Below are 16,270 nucleotides of genomic sequence, written 5' to 3'. Positions count from 1 at the left end.
GAAGATAGGAATTTAAAATGCGTAAACGTGGTTTTGAAATTGTTTCTAAATATGAGAATGCTGGCTTGCACTTACCTCAAAGACAGACTCCAGCAAGCGCTGGATATGACTTTGAGGCAGCCGAAGATATTGTAATACCATCAATTTGGCAATTTAATTTTGTAAGAATTTTTCGTTTAATTAGAAATTTTCATGAGCTTAATGAACATGATTACCAAGTAGCTGAAAGAGTGTTAAAACCTTTTTTAGTGCCAACAGGAATTAAATGTTACATGTCTGATGATGAGGTGTTAATTTTAGCTAATCGTTCATCGAATACTTATAAACGTAATGTCACTTTACCAAATGGAATTGGTGTAATAGATAGTGATTATTATGATAATGAAAAAAATGAAGGGGAAATTTATTTTCAATTTATTAATTATGGAGTTCGTCCTTTAAAAATTAAAAAGGGTGAGAGGATAGGTCAAGGTATTTTTATGCCATACTTAAAAGCAGATAATGATAATCCGATTCCTCGTAAGCGTATGGGAGGATTTGGATCATCTGGAATAAGGGATGAAATAAATGGCAAAGACAAAGACACGTTATAAATGTCGTAATTGTGGCTATATTTCAGCATCATATTTAGGAAGATGTCCTAATTGTGGCGCTTGGAATCAATTAGAGAAAGAAACAGAAACTGTAAAAAAGATTTCTTCTAAAGCGACTGCGAGTCGTTTAATGACTAATACAGGTATAAATAAGCCAATTAAATTAGATGAAATAAAAGCGGAAAAAGAAGAGCGAATTATTACTCCCTATGAAGAATTAAATCGTGTTCTTGGTGGAGGTATTGTTCCCGGGTCCTTAGTCTTAATCGGGGGTGATCCAGGAATTGGTAAATCTACCTTGATGCTTCAAATAATGGGAACTATTGCTCGTGAACATACAGTTTTATATGTTTCTGGTGAGGAGTCAGCTAATCAAATAAAAATGCGAGCAGACCGTTTAGGAGTGAGTGATAGTGGCATTTTACTTTACCCAGAGACAAATATGGAAAATATTCGTGAGCAAATTGATGATTTTAAACCAGAATTCTTAGTAATAGATTCAATTCAGACTATGAATGAGCCAAGTATTGATTCAATGGTTGGATCAGCGGCTCAAGTGCGTGAAGTAACGAGTGAGTTGATGAAAATTGCTAAAAATGATCAAATTACTGTTTTTGTTGTTGGACATGTTACTAAAGAAGGTTCGATTGCTGGTCCTAAAATTTTAGAACATATGGTTGATACTGTCCTTTATTTTGAAGGTGATGGTCATCATGCATATAGAATTTTACGATCTGTGAAAAATCGTTTTGGGGCGGCAAATGAAATTGGTATGTTTGAAATGAGAAATGAGGGTCTTAGTGAAGTTACTAATCCTTCATCAATTTTTTTGGATGAGCGACTACCAAATTCGACTGGTTCTGCGATTGTTGTTTCTTTAGAGGGTACAAGACCACTTCTTGCTGATATTCAAGCCTTAGTAACACCAACAGCTTTTGGTTATGCTAAAAGAACAACTTCAGGGCTTGATTATAATCGGGTTGCTTTATTGTTAGCTGTTTTAGAAAAAAGAGGCAATTTGATGCTTCAAAATCAGGATGCTTTTTTAACTGCAACAGGTGGGATTAAACTAAATGAACCGGCAATTGATTTAGCCATAGCAATGGCTGTAGCTTCAAGTTATAAAAATGAAGAAATTCTCTCGACTGATTGTTTTGTGGGAGAAATTGGCTTGACTGGCGAAATACGTCGCGTAAACAGAATTGAAGCTCGTGTGAATGAGGCAGCTAAAATTGGCTTTAAACGCATTTTTATTCCTCTCCATAACTTGTCTTCTACTTTAAAAAATCGCAGTGATATTGAAGTAATAGGGGTTGCTAGTTTGCCACAAACATTAAAGCTAGTATTTGGTTAATGAAAGATTGAACTTTTTTACTAGAAAAGTTAAACTTAAAGAGATGCATTTTAAACATAAATGAATGAAAGAGGCGCTTTATTTTGGCTAAACAAAAAATCCGTGTGCGTTATGCTCCAAGTCCTACTGGTCACTTGCACATTGGTAATGCACGTACTGCATTATTTAATTACTTATTTGCACGTCATAACAAAGGTACTATGGTTCTTCGTATTGAAGATACTGACCAAAAACGTAATGTTGAAGGTGGTTCAAAATCTCAAATGGAAAACCTTCACTGGTTAGGTATCGACTGGGATGAAGGTCCTGATAAGGGTGGCGAATATGGCCCATACCGTCAATCAGAAAGAAAAGATATTTACAATAAATATATCAAACAATTGATTGATGAAGGTAAAGCTTACTACTCCTACAAGACAGAAGAAGAGCTTGAAGCCCAACGTGAAGAACAACGTGCAATGGGTATTGCTCCTCACTATACTTATGAATATGAAGGCATGACTGCTGATGAAATTAAACAAGCTCAAGAAGCAGCCGAAGCTAAAGGCTTAAAGCCAGTTGTTAGAATTCATATTCCTGAAAATAGAACTTATGCTTGGGATGATATTGTTAAGGGTAAAGTATCATTTGAGTCTGATACTATCGGTGGCGATTTTGTTATTCAAAAACGTGATGGTATGCCAACTTACAACTTTGCAGTTGTAATCGATGATTATTTGATGAAGATTACTCATGTTTTACGTGGTGATGATCATGTTGCTAACACACCTAAGCAATTAGTTGTTTATGAAGCTTTAGGTTGGGAACCACCTAAGTTTGGCCACATGACTTTGATTATAAATTCAGAAACTGGTAAGAAGCTTTCCAAACGTGATGAGTCAGTTCTTCAATTTATTGAACAATATCGTGAACTTGGCTATTTACCAGAAGCAATGTTTAACTTTATTACTCTCTTAGGGTGGTCACCAGTTGGTGAAAATGAAATCTTCTCTCAACGTGAATTGATTAAGTCATTTGATCCAGCACGTTTATCTAAATCCCCAGCTGCTTTTGACCAAAAGAAACTTGAATGGATTAACAACCAATATGTTAAGAAGGCAGATCGTGATACATTACTTGATTTAGCTTTGAATAACTTGCAAGAAGCTGGATTGGTTGAAAAAGAAGTTTCACCTGAAAAGATGGAATGGATTCGTCAATTAGTTAACATTTACTCTGTACAAATGTCTTATACTCAACAAATTGTTGAGATGGCTAAGATTTTCTTTGAAGATCCTAAAGATTTATCTGAAGAAGAAATTGAAGAAATTAAGAAAGATGACGGTCGTGGTGTAATTGAAGAATTCAAGAAGCAATTAGACTTGATCCCTCGTTTTACATCAGTTCAAATTATGAATGCTATCCAAGCTACGCGTAAGAGCACTGGTGTTAAAGGTAGAAAATTATTTATGCCAATCCGTATTGCTGGTACTCGTTCTATGGTTGGACCTGGTATTGGTGAAGCTATGGAACTTCTAGGTAAAGAAAGAGTGATTGAACACTTAGATCTTACTTTGAAGCAAATGGCAGAAAATGGTCTTTAATTTGTAAAGAGAAATAAGAAGCTGCAAAAGAACGCAGCTTCTTTTTCTTTCTGGTAAAATGAGAGTAGATTTTAAGAAAGGATAGTGTAAACCGTGAAAGTTTTTAATACTTTAACGCGCAAAAAAGAAATATTTAAACCATTAGTCGCCGGAAAAGTCAGTATGTATGTCTGTGGGCCAACGGTTTATAACTATATTCATATTGGGAATGCTAGAAGTGTAATTGCTTTTGACACTATTAGACGTTATCTGGAATATCGTGGTTATGATGTAAATTATGTTTCTAACTTTACTGATGTTGACGATAAAATGATCAATGAAGCCAAGAAAGAAAATATAACTGTTCCAGAATTGGCGGAAAGATATATCAATGCTTATTTAGAAGATACTCAAGCTTTAAATATTAAACCAGCCAACCTTCATCCAAGAGCTACTCATGAAATTAAAGATATTATTGCTTTTGTTCAAGATTTAATTGATAAAGGATATGCTTATGAAGTCGATGGGGATGTATATTATCGCGCTCGAAAATTTGTGAATTATGGTCAATTAAGTGATCAAAATATTGCAGAATTAGAAGAAGGTGCTTCTGAACATATTAATTCTTCCGAACAAGATAAAAAAGAAGATCCAATAGATTTTGCCCTTTGGAAATCTCAAAAGGAACCAACTGAAATTGCATGGGATTCTCCTTGGGGTAAAGGACGACCAGGATGGCATATTGAATGTTCTGTAATGAGTACTAAATACTTGGGTGATAGTATTGATATTCATGGTGGAGGCCAAGATTTGGAATTTCCTCATCATGAAAATGAAATTGCTCAAAGTGAGGCTAGAACTGGTAAAAAATTTGTTAATTATTGGCTTCATAATGGCTTTGTAACTGTAGGTAAAAAGCAGGAAAAAATGTCTAAGTCATTGCATAATTTTGTGACGGTTCATGATATTTTAAAGAAAATTGATCCACAAGTTTTGCGTTTTTATATGTCTAGCGTCCAGTATCGCCGTCCAATAAATTATTCTGAAGATGGTCTAAAACAAGCAGAGACAGTACTTGATCGTTATAAAAATGTTTTACGTAACAGTGAAAGACGATTAGAAGATGAGAATGAAAGTATAATTTCTGATGAATTAAGAAATAATTTAAAAAAGGCTCAAAGTGACTTTATTGATGCGATGGATGATGACTTTAATGTCCAAAACACTTTAAGTGTAATGTATAATTTAGTATCCAAGATTAATGCTCATTTAAATGAACAACAAGTGGATAAAGAAGCTATAACTGAATTTATAAGTGTTTTTAAACAATGGTTATTAATTTTTGGTGTAACTTTCAAAAGAAAAACTAATAGTGATGATGTAAAAATAGATCAAATGGTTGCTGAACGTGATAACGCTCGTAAAAATAAAGATTGGGCAACGAGTGATCGCTTGCGGGATGAATTAAATAAAATGGGTATTATTCTAGAAGATACTCCTCAAGGAACGAGGTGGCATCGTGCTTAAGCCTAAAGTATTAACTGAAAAAGATCGTAACCCTTATGCTATGGGAGCTTTAACATTAGCTTATTTGGGAGATGGTGTATATGAAGTTTACATACGCCGTCACCTAGTTAAAGGTGGTATTGTTAAGCCTCAAATGTTGCAGCGAAATGCAACTCATTATGTTTCGGCTAAAGCCCAAGCTTGGTTAATTACTAAGATGGAAGCTGAGGGGATGCTTAGCGAAGATGAATTAGATATTTTTCACCGTGGGCGTAATGCTAAAAGTCACACCCATGCTAAAAATACTTCGTTAGCTACGTATCGTCTGTCTACTGGTTTTGAAGCTTTAATTGGTTACTTAGACTTATTAGGAAAGCATGATCGGGTAACAGAGATTTGTGAATGGTGTATTGATCAAGTAGAACATGGAGGGGATGCAGAATATGAGTTCAAGTAGTGAAGATTTTGTTTTTGGTAGACATGCAGGAATTGATTATTTAAAAACGCAAGATGCTGATAAAATTAATAAAATTTTCTTACAAAGAGGAATACAAGAAGATTTTGCTAATCAAGTTTATCAATTAGCTAGAAAAAAACATTTAATTGTTCAAAATGCCCCTAAAAATAAACTTGATCAATTAACCGATCAAGGTAATCATCAAGGGCTAGTTTTGGCTGTTGCGTCATTTGAATACGCTGACTTAGATAACTTACTAGATAAGTTTGATGCTGAAGGCAAGGAACCTTTTTTGTTAATGCTGGATTCTATTGAAGATCCACATAATTTAGGCTCTATTTTAAGAACGTGTGATGCAACGGGAGTAAGTGCCGTTATTATTCCAAAACGACGTGCAAGTGGCTTGACTTCTGTAGTTGCTAAAACTTCAACTGGTGCAATTGATCACGTACCTGTAGCTAGAGTGAATAACTTAGTACAAACTACTAAGTTATTAAAGAAACGTGGATATTGGTTCTTTGGTACAGCGATGGAGGGAACTGATTATCGTAGATGGGATGCTAAGGGAAAGACTGTATTAGTAATTGGTAATGAAGGAAAAGGAATATCCCCGTTACTTTTAAAGCAAATGGATCAAACGCTTACTATCCCAATGATTGGGCATGTTCAGTCCTTAAACGCTAGTGTAGCCACGGGAGTGTTACTTTATCAAATGTTTAATAGTCGTTATCCTCTAAGTTAAAAAATAAGTGGTACATTTTTAAGAAAGTGTGCCACTTTTTTGCGTCTTTTTTAAGTAGATGAGCGCTTAAACTTATGTTCTCCTTAAATTGTTTGTTATGTTCGCTAAAGTATTGTATAGATGTTGATCATAAGCTAAATTATTAAGGAGGACTAAGGTGAATGATTTAGATTTAATATTATTGGTTAAACAAAAAGATAGTGATGCATTAGTAAAGTTGCTAGAACGCTATATGGGAATTGTTTACAATATTAAAAATAAATATTATTTACGAGACTATGATAATGATGATTGGAAACAAGATGCATTGGTACTTTGTTATGAAGCCTGTTGTATGTTTGATGTTGAAAAAGGAAAGAATTTTGGCTCATTTTTTAAAACATACCTTAGCAATCATGCTTGTTCATTACTTCGCCATGATTTAGCACAGCGACGTGAACCTTATCGCCATGCAATTTCATATGAAGGATTGATGAGTGTTGGAGGTGTTGAAGAACAGACTGTAGAAATGCAAATACCCATTGATAGTGAAATTTTGGAGAAGTATTTAAAATCTCTTTCTCATGTTGAAATTATGATTTTTTTACATCATGTTGGATACATAAGTCAGAAAAAATTGAATAAGATGGGTTTTACTAAAAAACAAATTCAACAGGCTAAACATAGATGTAAGAAAAAATTCTTAGATTCGATCGATTAGAAATCAAGTTAAAATTGTGTCACTTTTAAGAAAAGGGACTATAATAAGAATTGTAGAAGTTATTTAGGAGGTATTTAAGATGGCAGAAATTATTAAGACAGATTTATTAGATCGTCGCATGAATGAGGTCTTTGATTGGAGTGATTCAGAGCTTCCAGTAAGAGATGCCCTTTGGGACTACTTCATGGAAAGCAATGGTCATGATACCATGAAGACAGAAGAAGCTATGCTTCCATTTTTGAAAGACTCTGATGATAAAATCGAAGTCTTTATAAACGAAAATCTTAAAAAGTAATAGTAATTTCCTAAAATTCTACGAACAGTGGTCACGCATTAGTTTGACCACCAAAAAAGACAATCCTTTGGATTGTCTTTTTTAATTGAATTTTAGAGTTTTTATTAATCTGCCAATATTTTCTGCAGTTTGGGTAAGATCATGATGGCTGTCTTTGATTGCTGTAGTTAAATCTTTTGCCCCACTTTCCGTAGAAAAAATTGCATCTATTTTACCTGATTTATAGAGAGAATCTACGTTTTTACCAATATTACCTGTCAAGATAATTACGGGTGCATTAGGAACAATATCTTTTGCGGCTTTGGCGACACCAAATGGAGTTTTACCAAATTGGGTTTGATAATCTGTAGCACCTTCACCTGTAAAGATAATATCAGCATCTTTAACTTTATCTCTAAATTTATTGAGTGATAAAACGACTTCCACGCCAGCGTGTAAGCTTGCTTTGGTGAAACTAAGAAGGCCAAAACCTAACCCACCAGCAGCTCCAGAACCAGGATAGTTTTCAAAGTCTGTACCTAAGTCACGCTTAACTACACTGGCAAAATGATGCAAATTACTATCTAAAACTTCAATCATTTGAGTTGTAGCGCCTTTTTGGGGACCGAATATTTTTGATGCTCCGTTAGCTCCAGTTAAAGGGTTAGTTACATCACTAGCTAAAATAATTTCAATATTTTGTAATCGAGGGTCTAAATTTTGCATATCAATCTGCATTAGATTATTTAAATTTCCCCCACCTGGTTCTAATTCATTCCCATTAGAATCAAGTAATTTGATTCCAAGTGCTTGAGCCATACCGGCACCACCGTCATTTGTAGCACTGCCACCAAGGCCAATGATAATCTTTTTTACATGCTTATCTAGTGCAGCTTTGATTAATTCACCGGTCCCATAGGTACTAGTAAGCAGGGGATTAGCAGTGGCAGAATCTACATATTGGAGGCCACTAGCTTCTGCCATTTCAATAACTGCAGTTTTTTGATCACCTAAAATTCCAAATTTTGCTTGAGTAGTTAATCCAAGTGGATTTTTAACTTCTTTGGAAAATATTTCACCATTTGTCGCATCGACTAATGCTTGCATTGTTCCTTCTCCACCATCAGCCATTGGGATTAACTCAAAGGTAGCGTTTGGAAATGAAACTTTAAGTCCATTTTTGATGCAATAGGCTGCCTGCTTTGCGGATAATGAGCCTTTAAAGGAATCTGGTGCAATTATAATTTTCATAAAAATCTTCTTTCTAATTTTTGTACAAAAAAACTGCTAAGACTAATCTTAGCAGTTTAAATAGTAATATTAAATTCCAAAAATCACTTTGTAAAGTAAAGCACCACAAGTTCCTCCTAAGATAGGAGCAAGTACAGGTACCCAACCGTATTCCCAGTGAGATGAACCTTTATGTGGTAATGGTAAGAATGTGTAAACTAAACGAGGTCCTAAGTCACGAGCTGGGTTAAGAGCAGGACCAGCTGGACCACCACCTGACATAACAAGAGCAGTAATTAAGAACCCTACTCCGATATTAGCAATATCGATTGATTGGTGGTAGAACATTCCACGGTAAAGTCCAACTGCACAGAAAAGCAAAATAGCAGTATCAATAAATTCTGTAATAAAACCATTAAGTTTACTATTTGCATAATCAGATGTTGAGAAACTACCAAAAATAGCATCTACGTCATCAGTTTCCTTAATATATGGGTAGTAAAGAGCTACTACTAATAGTTGCCCTACCATTGCACCAAGCATTTGAGCAATGATATAAGGTAACACATGTGACCAAGGAAAGGCACCAGCGGCTGCTTGGGCAAGTGTTACGGCTGGGTTTAAATGATTTCCTGAAATTGATCCAAAAAGAAACGCAGGAATCATAACCCCAAATCCGAATCCCCAAGCGATTAAGAGCCAACCACCATTAGCCTTATCATCTTGATTATTACCAGCGGTACCTTTTAGCATTGCGTTAGCTACTGCACCGTTTCCCAAAAGTACTAAAATAGCGGTTCCTATAAATTCCGCAAAGTACTTTATCATCCAAGTATGTTGCATTTATACTTTTTCCCCCTGAAAAAATAATCGAAAAATATAATCCAAGAGATGATTATACCTAAAATAAGCTAATTTGGATAGACATACGAGGCAAAAAAGTTGCATTTTTTTACTTTTTTTGTTAGTTGCCTATAAATGTATAGTGATTCTTATTTATAGTTAGTCAAAATTAGTTTAAATTTTTCTAAAGAGCATCTCTTGCACCTATTCATTTAGTGCATTAAAATTACATTAATGGTGTAAAAGAAGTATATATATTACTTTTTAGAAATGGTATGAAAAATGAAATTAAGAAAAATTATTTATAGTGTAAGTGCAGTTGCATTATCAGCTGTAATGCTTTCAGCATGTTCAAATAGTTCAAGCAAATCTAGTGATTCATCTTCTGCAAAAAGCAGTAAGGTAGAAAAGTCTTCAAGTTCAACTAAAAAGACTACCTCTAAAAAAGTCGCTGGGGCAGATTTAAAAGATGGTAAGTATCGATTATTAGAAAACGATGTTGAAGATGGCTACCGTGTTGAAATGTCAATGATTGTTAAAGGTGGGAAAGTAATTAAGACTACCTATAAGGAACTGGATAAGAACGGTAAGACTCTGATTACTAAAGAGACTAAGCAGTTAAATAAAGATTGGGCTGCTAATGCTAATGATCCACGATGGATTGATTCTGTTAAAAAAGATGTTGATGGTGCTCACAGATTACAAAATTATGCTGTTCAGTTATTTAGTGCCGCTCAAAAGGGTAAGACTTCAACTATTCATATTAAAAATACGGATAAATACCATGATGGTACTTATAAGTTGACAGAAAAAAATCCTAATAAAAATGGTTATCGTCAAACTTATGTGTTAGTAATTAAAAATGGTAAAGTAAGTAGTTTAACATATGATCAAATAGATAAAGATGGCAAGTCTATTAAGACAAGTACTAACTACACTAAGAATGATGGGGTAAATTCAGCTACTCCGAAGAAGTACATGACTAAATTGATGCAAGAATTTAAAGATGAAGATTATGATATCGATGATGTCAAAGTTGTACCTGGCGCAGTTCAAGCTTCTAATGAGTTCATTGCCTATGTAGGTCAATTATTAAATGCTGCCCAAAATAATAACGCTCGCTTTATCCATGTTGATAATATTGTTTACTCGGAGAAAGATTAATAAAATAACTCGATATTGCTTTAAGAAGTAATTTTTGCTAATATAGTTGCAGTTTAGGAGTGATTTTATGGCAGTAAAGAAAGCATCCCTTGCTTGTACAGTATGTGGATCACGTAATTATTCCATTACTGCAAGCAAGAATCGGACTCAAAGACTTGAACTAAAAAAGTTTTGTAAACATTGTGGAACTCAAACTCTCCACAAGGAAACGAGGTAAGAGGCATGATTAAGTTTTTCAAAAGTGTAGGCCAGACAATGAAAAAAGTATCATGGCCAAGTTGGAAACAAAATAGACGTGATACTAGTGTGGTTGTAGGTAGCTCAATTCTTTTTGCCGCTTACCTGGGTTTATTGGATTTATTGTTCAGCTATATGACACAATTATTCTTATAAGTCCAAATCTATGATATAATACAGCTAATTGAAAACCTCCATGTGAGGTTTTTTTGTTTGCATTAGTTTTAATAAGGAGCAAAAACATGGTTGAAACCAGCAAGAAACAATGGTATGTAGTCCACACTTACTCTGGCTACGAAGATAAAGTTAAAAAGGATTTGCTTTCACGTGCTCAATCTATGGGGATGCAAGACTACATTTTTCGTGTAGTTATTCCAGAAGAGCAAAAAACTGAAGTTGTTCGTGGTAAAAAGCAAGAAGTGGACGAAAAAGTTTTTCCTGGTTACGTTTTAGTAGAAATGGTAATGACTGACGAAAGTTGGTTTGTTGTCAGAAACACTCCAAACGTAACTGGTTTTATTGGTAGTCACGGTGGTGGTTCTAAGCCTTCTCCACTTTATGATGATGAAGTAGAAAGAATTTTGAAGGCGCAAGGTCAACCGGCTAAGCAAATGCCAGATGTTGACTATGAAATTGGTGAAACTGTTACTATTACTGGGGGAGCCTTTAACGGATTAACAGGTAAGATTACTGAACTTGATCCAGAAAAGGCAAAATTAACTGCCGTGATTGATATGTTTGGTCGTCAAACTAATGCAGAATTAGAGTATGATCAAGTTAAAAAGTTAGACGATTAAACTAAAGTATTGTCAAGATAAAGAAATGATGATAGAATAACACAGTATCTGTATTACTGTGGGAGGGGAAACAGGAAATTTCTCCATTATAACCGCATCACGGAATCAAGGAGGTATTGACCGTGGCAAAGAAAGTTATTAACGTAGTTAAACTGCAAATTCCTGCTGGTGCAGCAACTCCTGCACCTCCAGTTGGTCCTGCATTGGGTCAAGCTGGAATCAACATCGTTGGTTTCACTAAGGACTTCAACGCTCGTACTGCTGATCAAAAGGGTATGATTATCCCTGTAGTTATTACTGTATATGAAGATCGTTCATTCGAATTCATTACTAAGACCCCACCAGCAGCTGTTCTTTTGAAGAAGGCAGCTAAGGTTGATAAGGGTTCTGGTGAACCTAACACCAAGAAGGTTGCTAAGGTAACTAAGGATCAAGTTAAGGAAATTGCCGAAACCAAGATGAAAGATCTAAACGCTGCAGATGTTGAAGCTGCTATGCGCATGATTGAAGGTACTGCTAGAAGCATGGGCTTCGAAGTTGAAGACTAATCTTCGTTTCTAGTAATGTCGGATCGTTAATCAAAATTAACGAATCAAGGTGGGAGAGTTTGAGAAGACTCGTTTGACCACATTTTCAGGAGGAATTTTTACATGGCAAAGCATGGTAAGAAATATTTAGAAGCAGCTAAGAAAGTTGATTCAAATAAATTTTATACAGTAAACGAAGCTATGGAGTTAGCTAAAGAAACTTCATACGCAAACTTTGATGCAACTATTGAAGTTGCTTACAACTTATCTGTAGATCCAAAACAAGCTGATCAACAAATTCGTGGTTCTATCGTTTTACCTAACGGTACTGGTAAGACCCAAAAGGTTGTTGTATTTGCTGAAGGTCCACAAGCAGAAGCTGCTAAAGAAGCAGGCGCTGATGAAGTTGGTAGCGATGATTTAGTAGCTAAGATTCAAGATGGTTACTTAGACTTTGACGTTGTTGTTGCTACTCCAATGATGATGGCTAAAGTTGGTCGTTTAGGTCGTGTATTGGGACCTAAGGGCTTAATGCCAAACCCTAAGACTGGTACTGTAACTATGGACGTTGCTAAAGCTGTTCAAAACGTTAAGGCTGGTCAAGTAGAATACCGTGTTGACAAGCAAGGCTTGATTCACGCACCAATTGGTAAGGTTTCATTTGAAGCTGATAAGTTAGCAGAAAACTTTAATGCATTACGTGACGTTATTGTTCGTGCACGTCCTGCATCAGCTAAGGGTCAATACATTAAGAGTGTTGCTGTTTCTGCAACCTTTGGCCCTGGTATCCACTTGGATCCATTGAACTTAGACTAATTATTATTTAAAATTAATAAAAACCACCTTTCAATTAAGAAGGGTGGTTTTTTGTCTTAATAATGAATTTGAATAGATATATAAGTATAAGATACAATTATTACATGTTCATAAAAAGGAGAAGGTGAAGTTATGAAACAACTACAGCTGTCTAAGAAAAGTATATATAAATGGGGGATGGCTGGTTTAGCAATTATTACAATTATTTTAATTGTATTGGATTATGCGGCTTTGGTACGTTTGGATGATCCAACTAGTAAATGGTTTTGGGTTAATAATATAATTTTGTGTATTTTTGCTATTGATTATTTTGTAAGGCTGTCGCAGGCTAAAGATAAACAAAAATTTTTTAAAAATAATATATTTGAATTACTTTCTATTATTCCAATTAGTATTTTATTTGCTTGGACTAGAATAATTAGTGTTAATCTTCAAATACCGATTAAATTATTACGTTTAGTAAGATTAGCGGGTGTAGTTGGACGACTGCGCAAAACTTTCCATACTCATGGATTACTATATGTTATTTACTTTGCTATTACATTTTTATTATTGGGATCTGTAGTTATATCTTTAACTGAACATGTATCACTTGATGATGCTTTTTGGTGGGCAATTTCAACAGCTTCAACTGTTGGATATGGTGATATCGCTGATAAAACTTTAGTTCCCCATAGTATTATGGGGAAAACGGTAGCTTTAATCATGATGTTGCTTGGAATCGGAATTATTGGTGTATTGACATCATCATTAACTACGCATGTCATGAGACATTCTAATAAATATGCAGTTAGCAGTAATGATAATTTACAATTAATTTTGGAAAAATTAGATAAGCTAACAGAGCAAAATAAGCAACTGGTGGTTCAAAATAATGAATTAAAATCTGAAATCGAAGCATTGAAGTCAAAAACTAATGGTACTGAATGGCATAAATTTAAGCAATGGCTAAAAAAGAAAGAATAATTTAGATATTTTTTAGATTAATTGTTGACATTAACTCTGATACCTAGTAAAGTATTAGTCGAAGTAAATTCTACCTAAGACTCGGGTGGCAAGATGCCTTAATATCCCGCCGAGGCCAGAAAAACAAAGAGTATTAAACTACTCCATGTCTTTTTGGCATGGAGTTTTAATTTCGGCTGATAGAATTTATCTTAAAGTATTTTTGGAGGTGAATTCATTGAGTAAAGCTGCTATTGCTGCTAAAGAAAAACTTGTTGACGCTTTTGCAGAAGAACTTAAGAATGCTAAAGCTATTTTAATAGTTGATTACTTAGGTTTAACTGTTGAAGAAGTTACTAACTTACGTCAAGAATTACGTGATTCTGATGTTAAGATGAAAGTCATCAAGAATACTTACTTAAGACGTGCTGCTGAAAAGGCTGGTATCGAAGGTTTAGAAGATACTTTCGTAGGTCCAACTGCTGTTGTTTATACTGATAACGCAGATGATATTACTGAACCAGCTCGTATTGTTTCTAAATACGAAGATAATGTTGAAGCATTATCTATTAAGGGTGGTATGCTCGAAGGTAAGGTTGCCAGCCAAGAAGAAATCAAGAAACTTGCTGCTATTCCAGGTCGCGAAGGTTTACTTTCAATGCTTCTTTCTGTATTGCAAGCACCTGTTCGCAACGTGGCATATGCTGTTAAGGCTGTTGCTGATTCTAAAGACGAATAATTTCGTAAATTTAAAAAATATTATTTTGGAGGAAACTTATAATGGCTTTAGATACTGATAAGATTATTGAAGCTTTAAAAGACGCATCAATCCTTGAATTGAACGACTTAGTAAAAGCTATCGAAGATGAATTTGGCGTTTCAGCTGCTGCTCCAGTTGCTGCTGCAGGTGCAGGCGCAGGTGCTGCTGAAAAGACTGAATTTGATGTTGAATTAACTGACGTTGGTCAAGAAAAAGTTAAGGTTATCAAGGTTGTACGTGACATCACTGGTCTTGGCCTTAAGGATTCTAAGGATCTTGTTGATGGTGCACCTAAGAACGTTAAGGAAGCTGTTTCCGAAGACGAAGCTAACGATATCAAGGCTAAACTTGAAGAAGTTGGTGCTACTGTAACTGTTAAGTAATTAACGGTTCATTAAAAGAAAAGAGCAGATTGCAAATGCATCTGCTCTTTTTTTATTTTAAATAAAACATGTAGTAAGTCTGTCTAATATAATTTAAGATATAGGTGTAAAATAATACCAAATACTAAATAAAGTATTGATAAAGCTAAAATTACCCAACCACAAGTAAGCCAAAATCTTGCCCAGGTTTGTTTACTCGTATCAAGTTGACGACCGAAAACTTTTTCTTTACCCTTAATCTTAAAACCTATACCTATAGCTATTAATCCGATTACAATTAAAATAATAAAAATTGGAATTGAAATATCCATAAATTAAATCCTTTCTGATTTGAAGGTCTTCTTTTAATTATATAATTCGGAAAGGAAGTTGTACAAGATTAGATTACTAATGCTAGCATATATTTATATAAGGTTAGACACATAAATAATGAGAAACTAAGTGAAATAGAACTCAAAAAAATAAAAGTGATAGCAGTAAATTTTTTATAATCTTGAAGGTGAAATAATATAAAAATAGTAATTGCTAATAAACCTAAACTTAGGAATGCGCTAATACCTAGGATACCTCCGCTATTGGTCAAGAACCATTTTAAGGAAGGAAATAATAGACTAGTAATTAAGGTATTCATGTCTCTCCCTCTTAAACTAATATTAAATTATTTTAATTTAAATTTTACATTAATATAAGTAAATGTCAATCAAGAAATCTTGTAGAAAAATTAGTAAACTATATTTAGCAGAATAAAGGATAATAAAAATGAACCAAGAAAAAAATCAAATGTATTTTGCCGTAGATCCAAATGCTAAGCATGACGAACGTTTAGTGGATTATCATGTTGATGGAATAGATTTAAAATTTACAACAGATGCAGGAGTTTTTTCAAAATTAAGAATTGATTATGGATCTGGAGTATTAATTAAGACGATGGAGAAAATAAGTTTTCCAGATGATAACATTTTAGATGTAGGAACGGGCTATGGTCCTATTGGATTATTTGCTGCAAAATTTTGGCCAAATCAGGAAGTAGATATGATTGATGTGAACGAAAGAGCATTAAATTTAGCTAAAAGAAATGCCGACTTCAATCAGATTGAGAATGTAAATATTTATTCTTCTAATGTTTATGAAAATATTCCCAAAGATAAAAAATATGGTTTAATTTTAACTAATCCACCAATTCGAGCTGGTAAAAAGGTAGTAGATGAAATTTTGACTGGTGCGTTTGATCATTTAGTTACTGGAGGAAGTATTTTAGCCGTAATTCAGAAAAAGCAAGGAGCACCAAGCGCACGTAAGCTAATGGAAGAAACGTATGGAAATTGTGAAATTTTAGCTCGTGATAAGGGTTACTATATTTTAAGAAGTATAAAAGATTAA

At 34.4% G+C, this 16,270-nt stretch carries 21 protein-coding genes and 1 other annotated feature; of the genes, 18 read left to right on the top strand and 3 right to left on the bottom strand.

The window, feature by feature from the left end; translation table 11 throughout:
* Positions 1–17 precede the first annotated feature (17 nt).
* From HDR40_RS04250 to HDR40_RS04215, 8 genes are all read left to right on the top strand, one after another.
* Complete coding sequence (locus tag HDR40_RS04250; RefSeq protein ID WP_290626797.1) at positions 18–593, top strand: dUTP diphosphatase; 576 nt, start codon at positions 18–20, stop codon at positions 591–593.
* Positions 568–1,947 carry a DNA repair protein RadA gene (radA, locus tag HDR40_RS04245; protein ID WP_290626795.1) on the top strand — a complete coding sequence of 460 codons (1,380 nt, stop codon included), beginning with the start codon at positions 568–570 and terminating at the stop codon, positions 1,945–1,947. The genes HDR40_RS04250 and radA overlap by 26 nt, the downstream gene beginning before the upstream one ends.
* An 83-nt stretch (positions 1,948–2,030) precedes the next feature.
* A complete protein-coding gene (gene gltX / locus HDR40_RS04240; RefSeq protein WP_290626793.1) occupies positions 2,031–3,530 on the top strand; it encodes a glutamate--tRNA ligase in 1,500 nt (499 codons plus the stop codon).
* A 93-nt stretch (positions 3,531–3,623) separates the two neighbouring features.
* Positions 3,624–5,036 (top strand): cysteine--tRNA ligase, encoded by a 1,413-nt coding sequence (gene cysS / locus HDR40_RS04235; protein ID WP_290626791.1) that lies wholly within the window; start codon positions 3,624–3,626, stop codon positions 5,034–5,036.
* Positions 5,029–5,472, top strand: a complete 444-nt coding sequence (locus tag HDR40_RS04230) for a ribonuclease III domain-containing protein (RefSeq protein WP_290626790.1) — start codon at positions 5,029–5,031, stop codon at positions 5,470–5,472. The genes cysS and HDR40_RS04230 overlap by 8 nt, the downstream gene beginning before the upstream one ends.
* The gene (rlmB, locus tag HDR40_RS04225; RefSeq protein ID WP_290626789.1) at positions 5,459–6,214 is read left to right on the top strand and encodes a 23S rRNA (guanosine(2251)-2'-O)-methyltransferase RlmB; all 756 of its coding nucleotides are present in this window, start codon (positions 5,459–5,461) and stop codon (positions 6,212–6,214) included. The genes HDR40_RS04230 and rlmB overlap by 14 nt, the downstream gene beginning before the upstream one ends.
* A 157-nt stretch (positions 6,215–6,371) precedes the next feature.
* A complete protein-coding gene (locus tag HDR40_RS04220) occupies positions 6,372–6,914 on the top strand; it encodes a sigma-70 family RNA polymerase sigma factor (protein ID WP_290626788.1) in 543 nt (180 codons plus the stop codon).
* A gap of 79 nt (positions 6,915–6,993) precedes the next feature.
* Positions 6,994–7,209 carry a hypothetical protein gene (locus HDR40_RS04215; RefSeq protein ID WP_290626787.1) on the top strand — a complete coding sequence of 72 codons (216 nt, stop codon included), beginning with the start codon at positions 6,994–6,996 and terminating at the stop codon, positions 7,207–7,209.
* Positions 7,210–7,290: 81 nt separating this feature from the next.
* Here HDR40_RS04215 and HDR40_RS04210 read toward each other — a convergent pair whose 3' ends face one another.
* Together HDR40_RS04210 and HDR40_RS04205 are read right to left on the bottom strand one after the other, a co-directional pair.
* Positions 7,291–8,439, bottom strand: coding sequence for a glycerate kinase (locus tag HDR40_RS04210; protein WP_290626786.1), 1,149 nt, complete (start codon positions 8,437–8,439; stop codon positions 7,291–7,293).
* 69 nt (positions 8,440–8,508) lie between these two features.
* The gene (locus HDR40_RS04205; RefSeq protein ID WP_290626785.1) at positions 8,509–9,261 is read right to left on the bottom strand and encodes an MIP/aquaporin family protein; all 753 of its coding nucleotides are present in this window, start codon (positions 9,259–9,261) and stop codon (positions 8,509–8,511) included.
* Between the two features lie 282 nt (positions 9,262–9,543).
* Here HDR40_RS04205 and HDR40_RS04200 point away from each other — a divergent pair, with 282 nt between their 5' ends.
* The 9 genes from HDR40_RS04200 to rplL all read left to right on the top strand — a co-directional run bounded on the left by HDR40_RS04200 (position 9,544) and on the right by rplL (position 14,890).
* Positions 9,544–10,425 (top strand): FMN-binding protein, encoded by an 882-nt coding sequence (locus tag HDR40_RS04200; RefSeq protein ID WP_290626784.1) that lies wholly within the window; start codon positions 9,544–9,546, stop codon positions 10,423–10,425.
* Positions 10,426–10,492: 67 nt separating this feature from the next.
* Positions 10,493–10,642 carry a 50S ribosomal protein L33 gene (gene rpmG, locus HDR40_RS04195; RefSeq protein WP_290626783.1) on the top strand — a complete coding sequence of 50 codons (150 nt, stop codon included), beginning with the start codon at positions 10,493–10,495 and terminating at the stop codon, positions 10,640–10,642.
* Positions 10,643–10,647: 5 nt separating this feature from the next.
* A complete protein-coding gene (gene secE, locus HDR40_RS04190) occupies positions 10,648–10,818 on the top strand; it encodes a preprotein translocase subunit SecE (protein ID WP_290626782.1) in 171 nt (56 codons plus the stop codon).
* Between the two features lie 86 nt (positions 10,819–10,904).
* A complete protein-coding gene (nusG, locus tag HDR40_RS04185) occupies positions 10,905–11,459 on the top strand; it encodes a transcription termination/antitermination protein NusG (protein ID WP_290626781.1) in 555 nt (184 codons plus the stop codon).
* A gap of 122 nt (positions 11,460–11,581) precedes the next feature.
* Positions 11,582–12,007: a 50S ribosomal protein L11 gene (rplK, locus tag HDR40_RS04180; RefSeq protein WP_209687577.1), complete on the top strand. Its 426-nt coding sequence runs from the start codon at positions 11,582–11,584 to the stop codon at positions 12,005–12,007.
* A gap of 102 nt (positions 12,008–12,109) precedes the next feature.
* Complete coding sequence (gene rplA, locus HDR40_RS04175) at positions 12,110–12,802, top strand: 50S ribosomal protein L1 (protein WP_290626780.1); 693 nt, start codon at positions 12,110–12,112, stop codon at positions 12,800–12,802.
* 132 nt (positions 12,803–12,934) lie between these two features.
* The gene (locus HDR40_RS04170; protein ID WP_290626779.1) at positions 12,935–13,768 is read left to right on the top strand and encodes a potassium channel family protein; all 834 of its coding nucleotides are present in this window, start codon (positions 12,935–12,937) and stop codon (positions 13,766–13,768) included.
* Between the two features lie 55 nt (positions 13,769–13,823).
* Positions 13,824–13,948, top strand: a sequence feature (ribosomal protein L10 leader region).
* A 37-nt stretch (positions 13,949–13,985) separates the two neighbouring features.
* On the top strand, positions 13,986–14,486 hold the full coding sequence (gene rplJ / locus HDR40_RS04165; protein ID WP_290626778.1) for a 50S ribosomal protein L10: 501 nt from the start codon (positions 13,986–13,988) through the stop codon (positions 14,484–14,486).
* A 41-nt stretch (positions 14,487–14,527) separates the two neighbouring features.
* Positions 14,528–14,890 (top strand): 50S ribosomal protein L7/L12, encoded by a 363-nt coding sequence (gene rplL, locus HDR40_RS04160; protein ID WP_290626777.1) that lies wholly within the window; start codon positions 14,528–14,530, stop codon positions 14,888–14,890.
* A gap of 83 nt (positions 14,891–14,973) precedes the next feature.
* Here the strand turns inward: rplL and HDR40_RS04155 are convergent, their stop codons facing one another.
* Entirely contained in the window at positions 14,974–15,201 is a 228-nt protein-coding gene (locus HDR40_RS04155; RefSeq protein WP_290626776.1) for a hypothetical protein, read from the bottom strand.
* Between the two features lie 448 nt (positions 15,202–15,649).
* Here HDR40_RS04155 and HDR40_RS04150 point away from each other — a divergent pair, with 448 nt between their 5' ends.
* Positions 15,650–16,270 (top strand): class I SAM-dependent methyltransferase, encoded by a 621-nt coding sequence (locus HDR40_RS04150; protein WP_290626775.1) that lies wholly within the window; start codon positions 15,650–15,652, stop codon positions 16,268–16,270.

This window comes from Lactobacillus sp. (genome assembly GCF_014803895.1).
Note: the sequence above shows the minus strand (reverse complement) of the source record. Positions and strands in the feature narration are given on the sequence as shown.

Coding starts and splice junctions, on each gene's coding strand:
- HDR40_RS04200 (WP_290626784.1), top strand. CDS start 9,544: ATGAAATTAAGAAAAATTATTTATAGTGTAAGTGCAGTTGCATTATCA.
- HDR40_RS04155 (WP_290626776.1), bottom strand. CDS start 15,201: ATGGATATTTCAATTCCAATTTTTATTATTTTAATTGTAATCGGATTA.
- rplA (WP_290626780.1), top strand. CDS start 12,110: ATGGCAAAGCATGGTAAGAAATATTTAGAAGCAGCTAAGAAAGTTGAT.
- HDR40_RS04205 (WP_290626785.1), bottom strand. CDS start 9,261: ATGCAACATACTTGGATGATAAAGTACTTTGCGGAATTTATAGGAACC.
- HDR40_RS04210 (WP_290626786.1), bottom strand. CDS start 8,439: ATGAAAATTATAATTGCACCAGATTCCTTTAAAGGCTCATTATCCGCA.
- nusG (WP_290626781.1), top strand. CDS start 10,905: ATGGTTGAAACCAGCAAGAAACAATGGTATGTAGTCCACACTTACTCT.
- HDR40_RS04250 (WP_290626797.1), top strand. CDS start 18: ATGCGTAAACGTGGTTTTGAAATTGTTTCTAAATATGAGAATGCTGGC.
- radA (WP_290626795.1), top strand. CDS start 568: ATGGCAAAGACAAAGACACGTTATAAATGTCGTAATTGTGGCTATATT.
- rlmB (WP_290626789.1), top strand. CDS start 5,459: ATGAGTTCAAGTAGTGAAGATTTTGTTTTTGGTAGACATGCAGGAATT.
- HDR40_RS04215 (WP_290626787.1), top strand. CDS start 6,994: ATGGCAGAAATTATTAAGACAGATTTATTAGATCGTCGCATGAATGAG.
- rpmG (WP_290626783.1), top strand. CDS start 10,493: ATGGCAGTAAAGAAAGCATCCCTTGCTTGTACAGTATGTGGATCACGT.
- HDR40_RS04150 (WP_290626775.1), top strand. CDS start 15,650: ATGAACCAAGAAAAAAATCAAATGTATTTTGCCGTAGATCCAAATGCT.
- rplL (WP_290626777.1), top strand. CDS start 14,528: ATGGCTTTAGATACTGATAAGATTATTGAAGCTTTAAAAGACGCATCA.
- secE (WP_290626782.1), top strand. CDS start 10,648: ATGATTAAGTTTTTCAAAAGTGTAGGCCAGACAATGAAAAAAGTATCA.
- HDR40_RS04170 (WP_290626779.1), top strand. CDS start 12,935: ATGAAACAACTACAGCTGTCTAAGAAAAGTATATATAAATGGGGGATG.